Raw genomic sequence first — 17969 nt, 5'->3', positions numbered from 1 at the left:
ACTCAAATTTTAATTTAAAGCCCGCTAACGCGAGCTGGTAAAGGTAATAAATTACATGAATATTCGTACCCTACTAATTGAAAGAGCCATCGCAGCCATGACTGGCGCTGGCTTACCAGCAGATACTAACCCTGCGGTAACACAGAGTACCCGCCCACAATTTGGTGACTACCAAATTAATGGTGCAATGGGCGCTGCTAAAAAAATGAAAAGCAACCCGCGAGAGCTTGCACAACAAATTATTGATCACTTAGATGTAAGTGATATCGCAGACAAAACAGAAATTGCCGGCCCTGGTTTTATCAATATTCACCTAAAACCTGAGTTTTTAGCGCAAAGCTTAAAAGCGGCAAACCAAGATGCAAAGCTGGCTGTTGCTGAGCATGCACAACCGCAAAAAGTAGTGGTTGATTACTCATCACCTAATCTTGCTAAAGAAATGCACGTTGGGCATTTACGTTCAACGATCATTGGCGATGCAGTAGTACGCGCACTGGAGTTTCGTGGCGACACTGTCATTCGTCAAAATCACATGGGCGATTGGGGCACGCAATTTGGTATGCTGATTGCGCATCTGGAAGATCAAATCAGCCAAGGTGTTGATTTAGATTCTGTGGCACTTGCTGATCTAGAAACCTTCTACCGCGACGCTAAAAAGCGTTTTGATGATGAAGACGGTTTTGCAGATAAAGCGCGTGATTACGTAGTAAAACTACAAGGTGGCGACGCGCATTGTGAAAAACTATGGAAGTTGTTTATCGCAACCTCGGTAAAGCATTCTGAAGAAGTATACAAACGCTTAAATGTAACGCTTACACCAGACGACATCATGGCTGAAAGTGCTTATAACAGTGAACTGAACAATATCATTAAGTTATTACAAGATAAGAATATTGTCGTTGAGTCACAAGGCGCACAGGTGGTGTTTTTAGATGAGCTGGCAAATAAAGATGGTGTGCCATCAGTGTTTATCGTGCAAAAATCAGGTGGCGGTTTCTTATACGCAACCACCGATTTAGCCGCCTGTGATTACCGTTCAAACAAGTTAGGCGCAGCCCGCATTTTAATTTTTGTTGATGCGCGTCAAAGCCTACACTTCAATCAAGTAGAGCTTACTGCACGTAAAGCCGGTTTACTACGTGATGAAACTAGCTACGAATTTTGCCCATTTGGCACCATGATGGGTGAAGACGGCAAACCATTTAAAACGCGTACAGGTGGCACGGTTAAACTTGCTGATTTACTTGAAGAGTCAATCACTCGAGCTGCTGCTAAGCTTGCTGAACGTGAGTCTGACTTAACTGATGAAGAGCGCAGTGAAATTGCCCGTAAAGTAGGTATTGGCGCAGTTAAATATGCAGACCTTTCTAAGCACCGAACCAGTGATTACATTTTCAACTGGGACAGTATGCTTAGCTTTGAAGGGGCAACAGCACCTTACTTACAATATGCTTATACTCGTGTACGCAGTATTTTCCGTAAATCAGGCGTAGACGCAGCAAGCTTAAACGCAGATGTCGCTATTGTTGAACCGCAAGAAAAAACCCTTGCACTTAAACTACTGCAATTAGAAGAAGTACTTGATCAAATGATCAGTGAGGCAACACCGCACGTATTATGTAGTTACCTATACGAGCTTGCCAGCCTATACATGACCTTCTACGAAGCTTGCCCAGTACTTAAAGAAGGCGTAGAGCCAAGTGTACGCGATAGCCGTTTAGTGCTGTGTAATTTGGTAGCGGATACGCTGCGCACAGGCTTAGATCTACTAGGCATCGAAGTCATGGAGCAAATGTAATCTGCTGCGTGTAGTTCGCTTTAGCTGCGTTAATGAGTTTATTTAGCCTAAGTCACATACAAAATACGTATGCTCCTTGGCATAAATAAACTCACTGCCTTGCTAGCGCTCCTACACTTGCAGATGTGTAGTTTGGCACTTAGTTACTGACCCTAATCACATACAAGAGCGTATGCTCATAGGGATAAGTCGAGTGTCCGCCTTATCTTAGACTAAACTACTTAGGTGAACGTCTGCTGTGTGTAGTTCGCTTTAGCTGCGTTAATGAGTTTATTTAGCCTAAGTCACATACAAAAGTGACAAGGTACTAGGAAGAAATAGGCCCTAGGTTCTAAGAATAGTTTGATACACAGATAGTTGTTTATAAATTTTTGAAGAACCTAGAACCTAGAACCTAGAACCTAGAACCTAGAGGGAATTTTATGAAACTTGAAGATATCCGTCGTGAGTATTTGCAAGATGCTCTGAGCGAAGAGAATTTACTTGATGATCCATTCAAGCAATTTGAAACCTGGCTTGAGCACGCGGTAGCAAGTAAACTGCCAGATCCAACGGCGATGGTGGTGGCAACGGTTGATGAAACCGGTCAGCCTTCGCAACGTATTGTGTTGTTAAAGCATCTTGATGATAACGGGTTTGTGTTTTTTACCAATACCGGCTCGCGTAAAGCACAAGAGCTTAAAGGCAATAATAAAATCTCTTTACATTTTCCGTGGCACCATATGGAGCGCCAAGTGATTGTTTATGGTGAAGCACAACCACTGCCAACTTCAGCGGTTGCCAAGTACTTTTTGTCACGTCCCAAAGAAAGCCAGTTAGCTGCATGGGCTTCAAAGCAAAGCCGTCCTGTATCATCGCGTAAAGTGTTGATGGAAACTTTTGCTAATATGAAAACCAAGTTTGCTAAAGGCGAAATACCATTGCCAGATTTTTGGGGGGGATACTGTGTTGTGCCAACAAAAATTGAGTTTTGGCAAGGTGGTGCACACCGCCTGCATGACCGTTTTATATATCAGCGACAAGCTGATAACAGCTGGCAAATAACACGTTTAAACCCATAGTTTATTATGGCGTTTATTGATTCCCACTGCCATTTAGATTTTACTGAATTTGATGCCACCCGCACCAAGCTAATTCAGCAATGTCAGCAGCTGGGGATCGAAAAATTGATCGTGCCGGGGATCACTTTGGCACAATCTCTTTCTTTATGCGCTTTTGCTAAACAGCATTCTGCAGTGCGCATCGGTGCAGGTTTACATCCTTACTTTTTAGCAGAATATCACCACAGTCATTTAGCCAAACTGACTGAGTTTACTGTGCAACATCGCCAGCAATTGGTCGCTATTGGCGAGTGTGGCATTGACCGCAGTATTGACGATATTGTTTTGCAAACTCAGATATTTGAGCACCATATCGACCTTGCTAATCAGCTTGAATTGCCATTGATTGTGCATCATCGACAAAGCCATGACCTTATTGCACAGTCATTTAAGCGCTGTAAGCCAAAATATGGTGGTGTTATACATGCTTTTTCAGGCTCATTACAACAAGCACAGTATTATATTAAACAGGGTTTTAAACTCGGGGTGGGCGGGGTGATCACTTATCAGCGAGCACAAAAAACACGTTCCGTTGTTGCTCACATAGCACCGGAGCACTTACTACTTGAAACAGATGCACCTGCAATGCCGTTAGCGGGCTTTCAAGGACAAATAAACACGCCGTTACAGTTACCCTTGGTGTTTGAGCAGTTATGCCAATTAAAACAGATCACAACGCCTTATAAGGCAGGTTTTCAAAAGCAGCTTTATGATTCGTGCTCAGAACTTTTTCGGATATAACGATTTACTTGCCAGCGCTTTAAACCACGGCCTAATTGCCAAGTAAAAATACAGGTTATCACTAGCATCAGTAATACTTGGCGGCCTAAGTCATGAAAGCTGCTATGACTGGTTGCTACTGCTGAGCGGGTCAAGTAAGTTATTGCAACAAATCCTAGTGGGCGATCGTCATCACTGATTATCGGTTCAACAAACGGAGTTTTAAGTTTACTAATACCCGGAGTGGAGTTGGGCAGCTTACCTAGAATATGGTGAGCTTGCCAATTATCACTACTGGCGATAAGTATGCCTTGCTGATCATAAATCGTTGCAGCCAGTACAAACTCATCTTTGCTTATGCTGTTACATAAGGCTGTTAATTCAGGTTTGTTTTTTTCAAGTAGCGCCGTTTTGGCATTGAGAGCCATAAAACGAGTTAAGCTTTTTGCTGTGCTGTCGGCACTATCATAAAGCAACTGGTGGCTTTGAAAACTACCATTAACAGCAACCCAAGTCAGCAATACAAAGCATGCCGCAGCAATACTTAATCGCACTAGGCGTTGCCTAAGAGATGCTGAAATAGGGTTTTTAAGATGGTTATTTTTCATAGTCACCGTTTACGCTGCTGACAGCTTTTGTTTTTGATGTTACAACTAAGCGTAACTATAACCTTAAATCCCCCTTTATGGCGAATTAATACCAATCGACTTAAATATTTAGTCTTTCTAGCGTGCTAAATAAAGCGCTAACGGCGTTATAAGTTTTTATGTAGAACAACTACATATCAAAGTTTATGCCTTGTTATCACTCTATTTATCCGTCGCTATAAATGACCAATAACCTAACCCGATTGGTATAATTGTTATTTTATAAGGGAGACATTAGTATCATTTTTGGAGTTATCATGACATTGGAGCGCTTTGCGAGCCTTTCATCAGAGCAGTTATCGGCACAGTTGTCGTTAGGTATGTGGTATCACTATCAAGATGCTTTATTAGTACCAACAAGCTTACCAACTGATCCGCAAGGAATGTTTAGTATTGCTTTTGCAGGGGACTTTAGCGGCCAACAACTAGCTAATATAATTAACTTTTTAGCTCAGCAGCAGTTTATTGTCAGTGCATTTTGTCGTTATCAACCAGAGCCAAATTTAAGCCCCGCACTGTGTTTTTACAGCGAGACACCAAGTCCAAGCATTAATCCTTTGGTACTGAATGAATTTTCCCATCCATTGGGATTTCAACTTGTACAAGTTAGTAAGCCACCGCTTTTAACTAAGCCCGGTTTATTAGTCATGGATATGGACTCAACCGCCATTACGATTGAATGTATTGACGAAATCGCAAGGCTTGCTGATGTATATGATGATGTCGCTGCGGTAACCGCACAAGCGATGGCTGGTAAGTTAGATTTTAGGGAAAGCTTACATCAACGAGTCGCTAAACTTGCGGGTATTGAGCAAAGCTTAATTGATGAACTAAAAAATAGTTTACCATTAATGCCAGGGATCAAAGCGCTATGCCAAGTGCTAAAGCAGCATAATTGGTATTTAGCCATTGCCTCAGGTGGCTTTGTGCCGTTTGCTGAACAAGTGCAAAAACTGCTTGAACTAGACGAAGTACATGCCAATGTTTTGGAATTTAAAGATAATAAGTTAACAGGTAAAGTGCTAGGCACGATTGTTGATGCGCAGCAAAAAGCCGTGGTGTTGGGTCAATTACAGCAACGATTAAATTTACCTACGCAACAAACAGTGGCGATTGGTGATGGTGCGAATGATTTAACCATGATGGCTGCGGCAGGACTCGGTGTTGCCGTACACGGTAAACCTAAAGTTGTTGAACAAGCCCAAGCCGCAATTTGCCAAGGCTCGCTATTACAATTGTTATATTTACTAACTATTCCTGCTGTTAAGTAACAGATTTAAGTTAGCCGTTTAAGCCAAATCTGTTTACGCTTATTCATTTGTTCTACCAGCTCTGCGGTAAAGTCCAAATGACTAAGCGTTTCATCTGTTACATCAACCATGTCACCAACGCCAGTGACTGCCCATAGTGCCTCTTCAAGATCTTTTGCTTTATGCAATGCATATTGGCTTACGTATTTTAGTTCGTTAGATAAATAATCAGTATCAGGGCGGCCAGTGCGTGAAATATAAATACGCATTATAAAGAGCAACTCAGATTTAAGACCTTTCTTTAAAAAGAGTAACTGTGGGGCATAATCTTCGCCAGCACTGCACTTGCTTTTTATAGCGTCTTCAATGGTTGATTTTTTAGGATCAAAACGAATAAATAAAGTGAAAGGTAACGGTGGATCTTGACGGCTGCGATCTTTTATAAGCGGTGTGATCACGTCATTGAGCTGCTCTGGCGATAAAAAAGCATCAATACTGGTGGTATTATTAAGCAAGCCATAGTTTTGTAAAATGACATGCAATGGGCTAGGGTACAAGCCTTGACCGATAGCTCCAGTTTTAAAATGTGTAGCTTCTTTATGTAAATAAAACGGAAATTGGCAAACACTTTTAGTTACCATATTTCGCAGCGCTGTCGATAATCCTGGCACCTTTGGCGCTTCTTCAGATACTTTTAATTTATCTTTATTATTTTCAATTAATTGCGTAAAAAACTTTACCCCTTCGTGTGGGTTATCAGCAATACGTAAGGCTTTTAAGTTGATAGTGGTAAACGATTTACTAACCGCCATCACTTCGTACTTTAATTTACTCAGCGTATGCTTCTTGGTTATTTTTTGCAGCTCAGGCAAGCTTAATTCAACAACTTCACCTTTTTGAAAAGTAACCGGTTGGTCACACTCAATTTGCAAACCCATTATCGAAAAATCACGACTATGAGCGGTATGTGTTTGCTCATCCTGAGTTGTTAATACTACATCTGTTTTATACAAGTAGCGTTTATGTGAGCGAAGATTTACATACTCTAAATCAACGGTTTCAAGCTTTGGTGGGGTTTTATGTTTACCGTGACCAAAGCGCTTGAGCTGATTAACTATACTTTTGTCGTAACTAAAGCTTTGGTAATGGGTTTGTTCAGCGTCTGTTCCTACAGCGGTTAAAATCACAAGATATTTTACGTCTTTGATCATTCCTTGTACGCGAGGCGTTGGTGGCTTGTTCAATTTTTCAATATCTTTGCCGGCGGTATTTGGCAAGCTCAACGGAATATATGAATCTTCAGGATGGCTTGGCATTAACTGTACTTTAAAGCATTGCCAGCTTTCTTTTTGACTACCAAAACCAAAAAATAATGCGCTTAATTGCGGCTCTGCAGTCAACTCAGTGCGCGTTGCTGAGTAATAATATACTTTTCCAGCAACCACGTGCGTAAAGGTATATAAATACTCTTCTTTAACTGGGGCTGGGTTACTTAATAACTGAGCTAAGCGTTGCTGATTTAAAATGGTGTATAAACATGACAGCTTTCGCTCATCACAAAAATAACGCTGAATAAAGATATTGTTTTCAGTGGTCAGCACTAAACTTGGGTAGAGTTTATCGTTTTGCAAACTAAAAAAAGTAAATAACGAGGCAACACGGGGAATATAATACTGCTCATAGCCTTTTGAGACGACTGCATCTAAGGTGTTATCTAAATTTACTTTATAACGACGCTTATTGCCGTGAATAAAACTTTCTAAAAACTCATCAAATTTTTCGTTATTTTCTATAAAAGTACGTTTTAAGCGAATGTGATTAAATTCCGAAGAGATTTTCTCAACTGCAACAACTTCATATTGAATACCGTTTTTTAAACCTAATTCAAAATCTTGCTCAAGACCAACTAGGCGCAGTCCTAATAACTGCCCTTTTTTGACTTGATAGCGTGGTGAGAGCTTTATTTTTGCGCCACTTAAAGAGATATCTGAGGTGGTTGCTGCAATGGTGTTATCTTTGCTGAGTTCTACAGTGATTTTGATTGAATAGTTCATCCGTTCTTCACGGCGACTTTCATAAGAGGCAAATTTAATAACTTGGCAATCTAATTTTTGTTCATTCTGTAACTCAGGTTGCTTAGCTTGTTCAGCAGCTTTTTTTTGCATTACACGATGGTTATTATCGGTGTTCATTACTGCTTCGTAAACAGCAAGGGTATAACCACCATGACGTTCTATGGCTTGTTCAAATACCGCAATGGCGGTTTCATCCATAAAGTGTTGTTTGCCTTCATACTCATAAGGTTTAACTTGGCCTGTTACTTGGCCGCGTAAATCAATAAAGCGGGCGATAGGTTGTGACAAGCGCGACATTTCCATCTTGATCAAGAACTGCTCAGGTTTTGTTAAACCCGCTGTCTTCGATTTAAAGATCGTGTCAAATTTGGCATTACCTAAATATGATTTAAGCTCATCAACTAAACTTTCATATTTAAGCAGAGTGTCTTCAGTCATTTATAAAACCATCACCGTCTATTCTAAAAAGTTGGTATACTGCACATGTATTTACACACTCACTTGGTTGCTGGTTCGCAGCATGTGGGGTGTAATGAGTTACCATCTTTAATTTTTATTATTATGAGATTGCCAAATAAATGGCTCATTACTTTAGTTTATTAATCAAAAAAGCCCAAGCTCAAAAGATTAAGCAAAAAGTATGCCCTAAAGTAAAAGTGATAAACCTTGCTTTTTTATATATCTCGATTGTGGCGTTGAATTGCCTTATTGGCAAGGTCAATATTCAGCGCACCATAACGCAACAATAAATTAAAGATCATCCTAGTATGGACATAAATGATTTCAAAATGACGAAGGTAGGCAAAAGTTAATGGCAAAAGCGGCAAAAATAGAGTTTGTTTGCACCGAATGCGGAATGAACTACCAACGCTGGCAAGGACAGTGTCGCTGCGGCGCATGGAATACCTTAGCCGAATTTAAGCCCTCAGCAGGGCAAACTAAAAAAGCAGCAACGCGCAGCGTTGTTGGCGGCTATGCTGGTGGCGTTGGCGGTGGCTCGAAAAAGATTAATGACATCGCAACCACCGAAGCCGAAAAGCAACTAACCGGTATTGGTGAACTTGACCGAGTATTATCAGGTGGCGTGACTACAGGTTCTGTGAATATTATTTCTGGTGATCCCGGAGCGGGTAAAACGACTTTATTATCGGATTTAGTCGCGCGCATGTCACAGCGTATGCCATCACTTTACTGCACCGCAGAAGAGTCGTTATCGCAATTTAAAAACCGTGTTAATCGCTTAAAACTCGATTACAACCCAGACGAATTGTATTTGTTATCAGAAACCAGTGTTGAAACCATTATCGAAGAGCTTGAAAAAAATAACATCAAGTTTGCAGTAATCGATTCTATTCAAGCAGTTGTTACTGATGCCGCAAACGGCAGCCCAGGTTCACCGTCACAAGTTAAAAGTGCCGCGCAAGCGCTTACACAGTACTGTAAGCAAAACGACGTCACTATGTTTATCATTGCCCACGTAAATAAAAATAATGAAATAGCGGGGCCGCAAACCTTAGTGCATATTGTTGATGCGTTATTACATATCGACACTAACGATGGGCAAATACGTACCTTGCGCGCCAATAAAAACCGCTTTGGTGACATTGATACTGTAGGCATTTTTAGAATGTGCGAACGCGGTATGTTAAGTGTTGATAACCCCAGTGAAATATTTTTATCGGGATCAAGTACCGACTCACCCGGTTCAACCATTACTTGCATTCGAAAAGGTAACCGCAACTTGTTGCTCGAAATACAATGTTTAACTACCGAAACCGAGGCGGAGTTTCCACAGCGAGTGTGCGTAGGTTTAAATATGAACCGAATAAAAATGCTCACTGGTATTTTACGCAAGCACACTAAAACCAAAATCTTTCATGATACGTTTTTTAATATTGTTGGCGGGCTGAGAATTGATGAAACCGAAACCTGTATCGATTTAGCCTTAGTGACTGCCTTACTCAGTAGCTTAAATGAGTTTGTTGTACCGCGTACCACCTGCATAATGGGGGAGCTGAGTTTAAACGGTGACGTACGGCCAATCGACAGTGGCGTGCCACGCGTTAAAGAAGCTGCCCAACATGGTTTTACCGAAATATTTATTCCATTTCGTAATTACCATAAATCAATGGAAGGGCTGGGCGCTAAAATAACCCCAGTTAAAACAGTGCATGAACTGCTAAGTTTAATTAATTAGCCATGCTCAAAAAAGTGCAAATCAATTTTCACTTACTTATGCTAGGCCTTATCAAAGGTATTATTGAATGATACGCTTAGCAAAATCTTAAGTCTAAAGCCGTTAGAGACTAAGCTAAATAACAACGGTGATAATAGAAACTGTAATAAGGAAATAGAATGAAAAAACTCGCAATTGTTGCTGTTGTTGTCGCTGCGGCTATCGGTGGTGTTAGCTATGCAAATCATGCACTGACTCAAGAAGTTAAAGTAGAAGTTGATCGTCAGCTTGCATTAATGAGCCAGCAAATGGGTGTAACAGCCAGTTATGAAGATATTTCGGCCAGCGTGCTTGGGCAAAGTGTTGAAATATCAAATATGCAAATCACTGGGTTTGATCAGCAGCCGGTTGCTAATATTGCGAGCATTGAAGTGGCGGGATACGAAGTAGATAAAATTGCTCCTCGTACCGAGTTGAGCATAAAAAACTTTACCTTCAGTGAGCATTTTTTAGCGCAGTTACCACCAGACGCTAACAATAAACTCGCTGCTGCTAGTTATGATCTTCATACATTGATGAACTATGATGAAAAATCAGGTGATAGTGATATCGACTTTGCGCTTAATGCTAAAAATATTGTAGGCCTTAATTTTAACCTCGGTCTAGCAAAATCAACCGCATTGATGAATGCTTCATTGGCGCTGAGCAAAATGCAGCAACAACTAGGTAGTCAACAGCCGACTTTAGAGCAGCAATTACAGCAACAAACCTTACTAATGGAGGCGCTTGCAGAGCTTGAACCACGCAGCATCGAAATTGCCCTCAATAACGAAGGTGAATTTAAAGCACTCGTCGAACAAACGCTTGAAAAGCAAGGTATGACGCTGCAGCAAATGCAGCAAATGGTCAACATGCAGCTACAACAAGCGCCAGTCAGCGAGGAGCTGAGTGAAGCGATTAAAAACTTCACGCAAGGCTTAAGCTCATTAACCGTGTCAGCAAGCTTGCCAGAAGGGCAAACCATGACCGAAATTAACCAACAGATCTTCACCCTAATGGGGCAACCAGAAGAACTGGCAGAGTTTATAAATTTAAAAGCGAAGGGCGAATAGCTCGTAGAGCTATAAGTTGTAAGTCTTAAGCGGTAAGTTTAAGACAAAATACAGTTTTGAGTCATTTCAAAGCGCGAGATAATCTCGCGCTTTTTTATTGGCGATTCGGGTGAGGGACTAGGATTTAGGCGCTAGGTATTAGGAACAAACCAAAGCAGGTCGGCGTAAAATTTATTATCGTAGGTTGTGGTTGAGGGCAACGAAAGTAAATAGTGAAAGATATAAAGTGAGTGATATCAGGATATTTAATAAGTTTATTGTTTTAATGCACAAAATTAGGTTTAATGAAATTAATATAAACGCTGCTCAGTGCAGGGACAGCTTAGATGAGACAGGCACGCCAATTAAATTGGCTTGATATAGCTTAGGTCATAAAAAGCCTTTTTTGAAAGTAAAGCCATAGCATAAATAGCACCAACTCTGACACATCGAGCAGGTAGCGCCTCAGTTCAACAAGCGACACTACAACACAAAATGCGTGTCGCATAAATACTAAAATGCTATACGTAAAAGGAGTTCCAGTGAAGCATCTAATATTTCTGACTTTATCATTTACTTTGGGCGGCTGTGGAGTGACAGGCACAGCAAGTAAAACAACATTCCCTTTGTTAACAAATGCAACCACATATAATGCCAATGTGAATGCGGTTTCAATTTTTGTGGATAAAGAAACAGCAAATAATGAATCATATGGCTCTTTTAATTGGGGAAGTTTTGATGACTCAGATAAAAGATCTATACAGCAAACAATATTGGATACATTAGATAAAAATACATCAAATGTATCTCAAAAAGCCAAAGTGCATGCAAAAGTCCATCGTTACTCCCAAGTAATCACAAACGCTAGCTACGCTAGTTTTGTGATTGTAGATTGGTGTTTAGAAGTAAATGGTGAAATCATCAAAGACGAAGTATTTTATGCTGGTCATAGCGATGAACTTAATATTTTTACTGGAAAAACGCTTGGGTGGGCTAAAAGTGTAACCCACAAGGCTATTTCAACTCGTATTATTAACCAATCTATCCAGGTTTTATCAGTACCATCGCTTAAAGAAGCTTATTCTGAAGAAAATGTATTTTTAAATGCGAAAGACGCTGTCGATGCTCTGCCTGCTCAGCTCACTTCCGTTGGTGGCGCAGGGGTTTCTGGTAGCGCATATTATTATGTAAGCCCAACAACTGGTAATACTAATTTTAATCAAAAATCCGTCTACAAAAAAATAGATTGGAAACAAGAAATTAAGTAAGAGTAATTTACGTATAATCGGGTAGCCGGAGGCCTCTAACCTCCAGCCCCCACACCATCCATCATGCGCTTTCTATTAACAGGAAGTGCAATGGGCGGTTCATCTCCCGTAATGAATATTGATCCAAATATCTCTCAATGACACTAACCCTTGTGAAGCTAAGTAATCATTGCCTAATGCAATGTTAATTCCTTTTGTTTTTGAGCTTCTACAAGGGCCTTCGCTTCCAAGCGCCTACTTTTGGTACTGGTGATACCACAGGCTATGGCGAGCCGTTCGCTGACACCCAGTTTCATTAAACTGCGTACTTTGGTGCGTGCTATTCCTTATAAATAGCGACATTGCCGCCAGTAGCACATTCTTATCCTACGGCGGATCCAGTGATCTAAATCCACCGTTAGCTTATAAGCATTGGCTGTAAGGTAATAGTATACCCAACCGCGTAAAGACTTCATGGATCTAGTATCAGTATTACTCTAAAGCGCAGCGTCTCTTAACCTCGTTTTGAATAATTCAATTAAAGATCTTTTGCACAAAGAGCAGAGAAAGAGAAGTAAAAGAGGTTTAACTTGAAAACTAATTCGCACATGTAAAACACACTACATTAATAAAGATAAGCTGCTACCTCACCAAATAAGCCACTCAAAGACCTGTAATACCTTCCAAAACGCCCATTAAAGCAACAGCAAATCCTCTTTTTATATTATACGTAAAAGTCAGTTGTCGATTGAATCAAAATAGGAACTCGACTATGGTTAATGCATCAATAAAAATAAATTAAAAACGAGTTATTCTACAGCCTCGTTAAATGCCATAAGGAAGCGTATGCGTATATTTCTAGTTTTATTATTTATTACACTCCCATATGTAAGTCATGCTAAAGAGGGAGATTGGATAACTCGTATTGAAATGAAAAATATGCGGACTACAGATTTCGTTTGGTTAAATAGTGATGGTGACATTTTTTGGAATACTGACTTATACGCTAATGCAATGCCGTGTAAATCAAAAATAGCAGATGATGTTCTATTAGAGTTTGAAACATTAATTCATAGTATTCCTAGAAACAAATATGAGTATCAACGAGATTCAAACAATCAATGTAAAGACGGCTTACGTCATGATGTTTATGTATCCTTTGAGCAGTCTGATGGTTCATTTGAAGTAATTCAAAACAAATTTCCTAGCTCTGCCCACTGCCAAGTCAGAAAGGTAGGTTTATCTTGGGTAAATTTAAGTAAAAAAATATATATTTACACTTCAGAAAAATTCAAAGAGTGTAAAGAAGAAGTATGGCGATAGTGGCACTCAACACATATGAGCCTTAACTCGGTCAATAGGTACTATTATTTTCTTTGAGCGTTTTTATTCAGTGGCGGTCAACTCTAACTCAATAAACAAGCTCTTTTATTTCGTCAGTCTATGTGGCTGTTAAGCAAGTAGCTTAAGGCAAATACATATAAGGTGCGTTACGCAGTAATCGGTTATTGCAGCCTACTTTTTTGCATATCTTTATGGGTTTTTACAAACATTACATAAAAGCTAGATACAAAAAAGCCCGCATATTTTATGTATCTGCGGGCTTTTTTATCAGTTCAAATAGACACTGATTCGTTGCAGTTTACTAAAATGTATAACTTGCGCCGATAAAGTATTGTGTACCGGTATGGCTGTATTCTCTCGTTAAGTTGAGATCTCCGTCTCCGGTACCATATATACGTTCAACTTCGTCTGTTAAATTAATAATTTCTAGTGAAAGCGAAATGTTTTCATTCACATTATAAAATGCAGATACGTCTACATGAGTCGGACCAAACTTACGCTCTTGAGCATGGCCGTTTCCGGCTGGCTCTTGAAGTAGGTAATCATCGCGTTTGTTTAATGATATACGAGCGCCATAGTTTTCTTCATCATAATACAATGTTGCATTATAAGAATTGGGTGACAAGCCTGTAGAGTCTTGTGCGCTTACATGTGTGAAGTTAGCAACCACACCAAAGTTAGACAGCCAACCGTCTAAAAAGATAAAGGGTTGTTGATACATTAGCTCATAACCAGTTACGCTATAGCCGTCGTTATTATTGACTGGTATGCGGTGTGTATAGGTTTGCGATGCAGGGTCACCTAGGGGGGCTGTGGCTATATACTGAGGATCAGCGTAAATAGATGGCCAAAACTCTTCGTCTACCAGTTTTTCTACTTCTTCAGTATCAAGAGAGGTCACTATGTCTTTATTAAAAACATTAAAAGCAACAACAGCTTCTTCTGCGAAATACCATTCAACACTCAGGTCAACATCATTTGATTCATAAGGGTTGAGTCCAGGATTACCTAAGTTACCTACAGTAAAAGTCGTATACCCAAACTGCGGTGAAGCAATATTTAAACTACCTAGACTTGGGCGAGTCATGCTGCGAGCATAAGCAAAGCGCGTCACTATATCATCGGTGACTTCAAGTGCTAAATTCATCGATGGTAAGAAGTTATTGTAATCGCGCGTAACCGACAAAGGACTATTGTTTATAATGGCTTCAGAAGTGACCTCAGTGTTGACATAGCGCACGCCAAAGTTAGTACGAAGATACATATCACCAATTTCATGATCACTGTTTAATTCAAGGTAAAGGGCTTGTGTTTTCTCACCTACCACCCAGCCTTGAGCTGCATTATTGGTATAATTATGAGTAAGAATACCGTCGGCCTCTAGCTTATCAAAGTCAGCAACAAGAAAAGGAGCCAAAGTAGCGCCATCTAAGCCTTTACCAAAATCCGAATACGGAAATGGGGTTGTATATTTTGAAGGATCAAAGGGAGTAAAGTCACCATCTGCCGTTCGATATTCTACTTCTCTGTCATTAAAGGCAAGTCCGGTTTTTATATCAAAGCTATCTCCGGCATAAGCGAGATCCAGTTTCACTGTGGTATTTGATTTTTTAACATCGTCACTACGATTAGAGGCATTGACTGCATCAAGGTAGTTATTAGGAGCGGTCGTATCGTAATCGCCATAATCTACTGTCACTGCATTTCCACTGCTGTAATCATAGGAGTAGAAGTGGGGAACCGATCGGTAGTAATAACGAATTTCCTCTCTGTCAGCGTCGTTTTTAGCCATACCAGCCATAAGGTCAAGCGACCAGCGATCATTAAGTTGAATATCGCCAGATAATACATACTGGTCAAATATCGAATCGGACACCTGGTATCGGCTTTCGTACCATGAGGTGACATTTTCAAAACTGCCAGCAACAAGGACTTTACCCGACTCATCGACCGTAAACGAAACGGGGCTTTGACCTTGGAAATCACCCGGAGCACCACGATTAACTAGCCACTCCATAGAGTTGTAGTTTCTGCGATCATTTTCTAACTCAGAATGCAATATATCCAATGTGAATAACATGTCGTCATTAGGCTTATATTGCAAAGAACCGGTAACCCCAATACGTTTTTGCTCATTCCCGAAAAAATCAGCCCGCGGTAACCGAGGTACCCATAAACAGGATATAGCTTCTTCAGCACCACAGTAATTACTAGGCGTTCCGTTGATGGTCGATAGCCCAGAAGTGTCACCCCATGTGCCATTACCAATTCGATTTGTTGGCTCCCAGCGCACGCTGCCAAAGCCTTCTTGACGTACACTTCTATCTGATACTGCAACCGAAAAAAGTGTACCAAAGGTATTATCAGCAAATGTATTACTGGCTAAGAAAGCAAACCTAGGGTCAACTTCACTGGTTAAATCATTATAGCCACCTTTAAGTGACAGGGTCGAATTGAAGCCGGGGTTATCAAAAGGGCGTGCAGAGTACATATCGACTGTACCAGCAATACCACCTTCTTCAATCGAGGCTGTTTGCGTTTTTTGAATATCTATACGGTTGAAAAGCTCTGATGCAAATATATGGAAGTCAAAGGCTCGACTATTGTTAACAGTTACGCCGCCAGAATCGAGACCATCACTTCCTGCGGGTACTTCCATACCGTTAAGCGTAGTTCGGGTAAAACCCGGGCTAAAACCTCGTAGAACAATATTACGACCTTCACCACCTTCGCGCGATATTGCCACTCCAGGAACTCGCTGAATGGCTTCTGCCACATTCAAGTCTGGAAACTTACCAATATCTTCAGCCATAATTGACTCACGAGTATTAGCTGCATCTCGTTTGGCTTCTAAGGCTTTAATTAAAGAACCACGAAAGCCTTTTACTTCAATGACCTCAACATCCTCAGATGCTGCTGGTTGAGATTCTTGAGCGTTACTAAAGAATGAACTTACGGTAAGGGCGGCAAGCACGTTAGTAGCAATTAAGCTTTTTATAAATGTGTGTGTGAGTTTCATTATTGCTCCCTTGGAACAAAGAAAGATTAAATTGCGCACTATTTGATAAAGTAGCGCGTTAAATAAAAAGTAGAGATGCTGTTAATTTGTTTACATAAGTTACCACTAATAAAATTTATTTTAATTAGGTTGCCACCGGTGGCAGTTTGGGTCAAGGGGTTTGTTAATATAATGTATCATTAGATCTGCGAGCTTTACTTTTGTAAAAAATAACACGCTGATTTTTTTAGGGAATGATATTTAAATAAATTTGCCACCGGTAGCATAATTTGTTAGAAATAAGTATTGAAGAAGATTTTTTGGATAAATACCAGTCCAATTAGTTGGAATTGCGCTACATGCTAACTTCGCTCACAGAAAATCAGCTATGTTGCAAACTGTGACTGCTATGTAGAAGTTATGGCTACAGGTGTTCAGTCATTGTCCCCATAAGATGAGAGCGATTGTGATATCAATAATAAAAGGGTGGTTACGACAGTGATTACACTAAACAAAAGAACAAGTCCTTTAGTGCTTTTAATTACATTGCTGCTTGTATTATTTGGGACGCGAGCGGTAGTGGCTCAAGAGTACGCCACAAACATGGTAGTCTCCAAAGATGGTACGGGCGATTTTACTTCCATTCAGGCAGCAATCAATGCAAGTAAAACTTACCCTTGGCATGACATAAGTATTTTCGTTAAAAATGGCGTTTATGCAGAAAAGGTAGAAGTTTACTCATGGAATACACGAATAAAACTAATAGGTGAAAGTAAAGAAAATACAATTATTACCTATGGCGACCATTTTAATAAGATAAATTTAGGTCGAAATAGTACCTTTCACACATATACATTAATGGTGCGAGGGAATGACTTTAGCGCCCAAAATTTGACTATTATTAATAGTGCAGGCGCGGTTGGGCAGGCTGTTGCTTTGCATATCGAGGCTGATCGAGTAAGCATAAATAACGTAGCTATCAAAGGCCATCAAGATTCCTTGTACCTAGCTGGCGAAGGGTTTCGCTCGTATTTCAAAGATTGTTATATCGAAGGCACCACAGACTTTATTTTTGGTGAAGGCACAGCAATGTTCGAAGACTGTGAAGTTAAGTCACTCAGTAACTCTTATATTACAGCTGCTTCTACCCCTAAAAATCAGGCATTTGGATTTGTGTTTAATCGTGTAAAGCTAACTGCCAGTGCTGCTGTTGATAAAGTTTATCTTGGCCGTCCTTGGAGACACCACGCTAAAACTGTGTTCATTAACTCTGACTTAGGTCAGCATATTGCTCCTGAAGGTTGGCAAAATTGGGGGGATGTTAGTAAACAGGAAACCGTTTTTTATGCTGAGTTTAATAACTCAGGGCAGGGGACTAATAGTATTAAGCGAGTGGCTTGGGCGCATCAACTGAGTCAAGTCGAAGCGCAAGACTACACCATTAAAAACGTGATGCGTGGCTGGCAGCCAAATATAGTTAGTAAAAAATGATCTTACTTACTCGCCACAGGCCTACTTTAAAC

12 protein-coding genes and 1 pseudogene are annotated in these 17969 nt (G+C 40.3%); 9 read left to right on the top strand and 4 right to left on the bottom strand.

The window, feature by feature from the left end; genetic code table 11:
* Window positions 1-55: 55 nt before the first annotated feature.
* From argS to FW757_RS07270, 3 genes are all read left to right on the top strand, one after another.
* Window positions 56-1798 (top strand): arginine--tRNA ligase, encoded by a 1743-nt coding sequence (gene argS / locus FW757_RS07280; RefSeq protein ID WP_446441058.1) that lies wholly within the window; start codon window positions 56-58, stop codon window positions 1796-1798.
* 422 nt (window positions 1799-2220) lie between these two features.
* Window positions 2221-2859 (top strand): pyridoxamine 5'-phosphate oxidase, encoded by a 639-nt coding sequence (gene pdxH / locus FW757_RS07275; RefSeq protein ID WP_145235507.1) that lies wholly within the window; start codon window positions 2221-2223, stop codon window positions 2857-2859.
* A gap of 6 nt (window positions 2860-2865) precedes the next feature.
* The gene (locus FW757_RS07270) at window positions 2866-3639 is read left to right on the top strand and encodes a TatD family hydrolase (protein ID WP_182759226.1); all 774 of its coding nucleotides are present in this window, start codon (window positions 2866-2868) and stop codon (window positions 3637-3639) included.
* Here FW757_RS07270 and FW757_RS07265 read toward each other — a convergent pair.
* Window positions 3606-4226 carry an AhpA/YtjB family protein gene (locus tag FW757_RS07265; RefSeq protein ID WP_446441057.1) on the bottom strand — a complete coding sequence of 207 codons (621 nt, stop codon included), beginning with the start codon at window positions 4224-4226 and terminating at the stop codon, window positions 3606-3608. The genes FW757_RS07270 and FW757_RS07265 overlap by 34 nt on opposite strands.
* A 296-nt stretch (window positions 4227-4522) precedes the next feature.
* Here FW757_RS07265 and serB point away from each other — a divergent pair, with 296 nt between their 5' ends.
* Complete coding sequence (serB, locus tag FW757_RS07260) at window positions 4523-5536, top strand: phosphoserine phosphatase SerB (protein WP_446441056.1); 1014 nt, start codon at window positions 4523-4525, stop codon at window positions 5534-5536.
* Between the two features lie 5 nt (window positions 5537-5541).
* Here the strand turns inward: serB and FW757_RS07255 are convergent, their stop codons facing one another.
* Window positions 5542-8028 carry a PilZ domain-containing protein gene (locus FW757_RS07255; protein ID WP_446441055.1) on the bottom strand — a complete coding sequence of 829 codons (2487 nt, stop codon included), beginning with the start codon at window positions 8026-8028 and terminating at the stop codon, window positions 5542-5544.
* Window positions 8029-8401: 373 nt separating this feature from the next.
* Here FW757_RS07255 and radA point away from each other — a divergent pair, with 373 nt between their 5' ends.
* The 3 genes from radA to FW757_RS07240 all read left to right on the top strand — a co-directional run bounded on the left by radA (window position 8402) and on the right by FW757_RS07240 (window position 12125).
* Window positions 8402-9787, top strand: a complete 1386-nt coding sequence (radA, locus tag FW757_RS07250; protein ID WP_446441054.1) for a DNA repair protein RadA — start codon at window positions 8402-8404, stop codon at window positions 9785-9787.
* 158 nt (window positions 9788-9945) lie between these two features.
* Window positions 9946-10878, top strand: a complete 933-nt coding sequence (locus FW757_RS07245) for a hypothetical protein (RefSeq protein WP_446441053.1) — start codon at window positions 9946-9948, stop codon at window positions 10876-10878.
* A gap of 521 nt (window positions 10879-11399) precedes the next feature.
* Window positions 11400-12125, top strand: a complete 726-nt coding sequence (locus FW757_RS07240) for a hypothetical protein (protein ID WP_446441052.1) — start codon at window positions 11400-11402, stop codon at window positions 12123-12125.
* A 99-nt stretch (window positions 12126-12224) separates the two neighbouring features.
* On the opposite strand, the pseudogene FW757_RS07235 reads toward FW757_RS07240, so the two are convergent.
* A pseudogene (locus FW757_RS07235) lies at window positions 12225-12571 on the bottom strand (group II intron maturase-specific domain-containing protein); the annotation flags it as partial.
* A 379-nt stretch (window positions 12572-12950) separates the two neighbouring features.
* On the opposite strand from FW757_RS07235, the gene FW757_RS07230 reads away from it, so the two are divergent.
* Window positions 12951-13427, top strand: coding sequence for a hypothetical protein (locus FW757_RS07230; RefSeq protein ID WP_149982062.1), 477 nt, complete (start codon window positions 12951-12953; stop codon window positions 13425-13427).
* A gap of 322 nt (window positions 13428-13749) precedes the next feature.
* Here the strand turns inward: FW757_RS07230 and FW757_RS07225 are convergent, their stop codons facing one another.
* Window positions 13750-16467, bottom strand: a complete 2718-nt coding sequence (locus FW757_RS07225; RefSeq protein ID WP_446441051.1) for a TonB-dependent receptor — start codon at window positions 16465-16467, stop codon at window positions 13750-13752.
* 558 nt (window positions 16468-17025) lie between these two features.
* Here FW757_RS07225 and FW757_RS07220 point away from each other — a divergent pair.
* Window positions 17026-17937 carry a pectinesterase family protein gene (locus FW757_RS07220; RefSeq protein WP_404688205.1) on the top strand — a complete coding sequence of 304 codons (912 nt, stop codon included), beginning with the start codon at window positions 17026-17028 and terminating at the stop codon, window positions 17935-17937.
* Window positions 17938-17969 lie beyond the last annotated feature (32 nt).

Source organism: Pseudoalteromonas sp. 1181_04 (genome assembly GCF_052850545.1).
The sequence above is the reverse complement of the archived record's forward strand: the minus strand, read 5'-3'. Positions and strand labels throughout refer to the sequence as shown.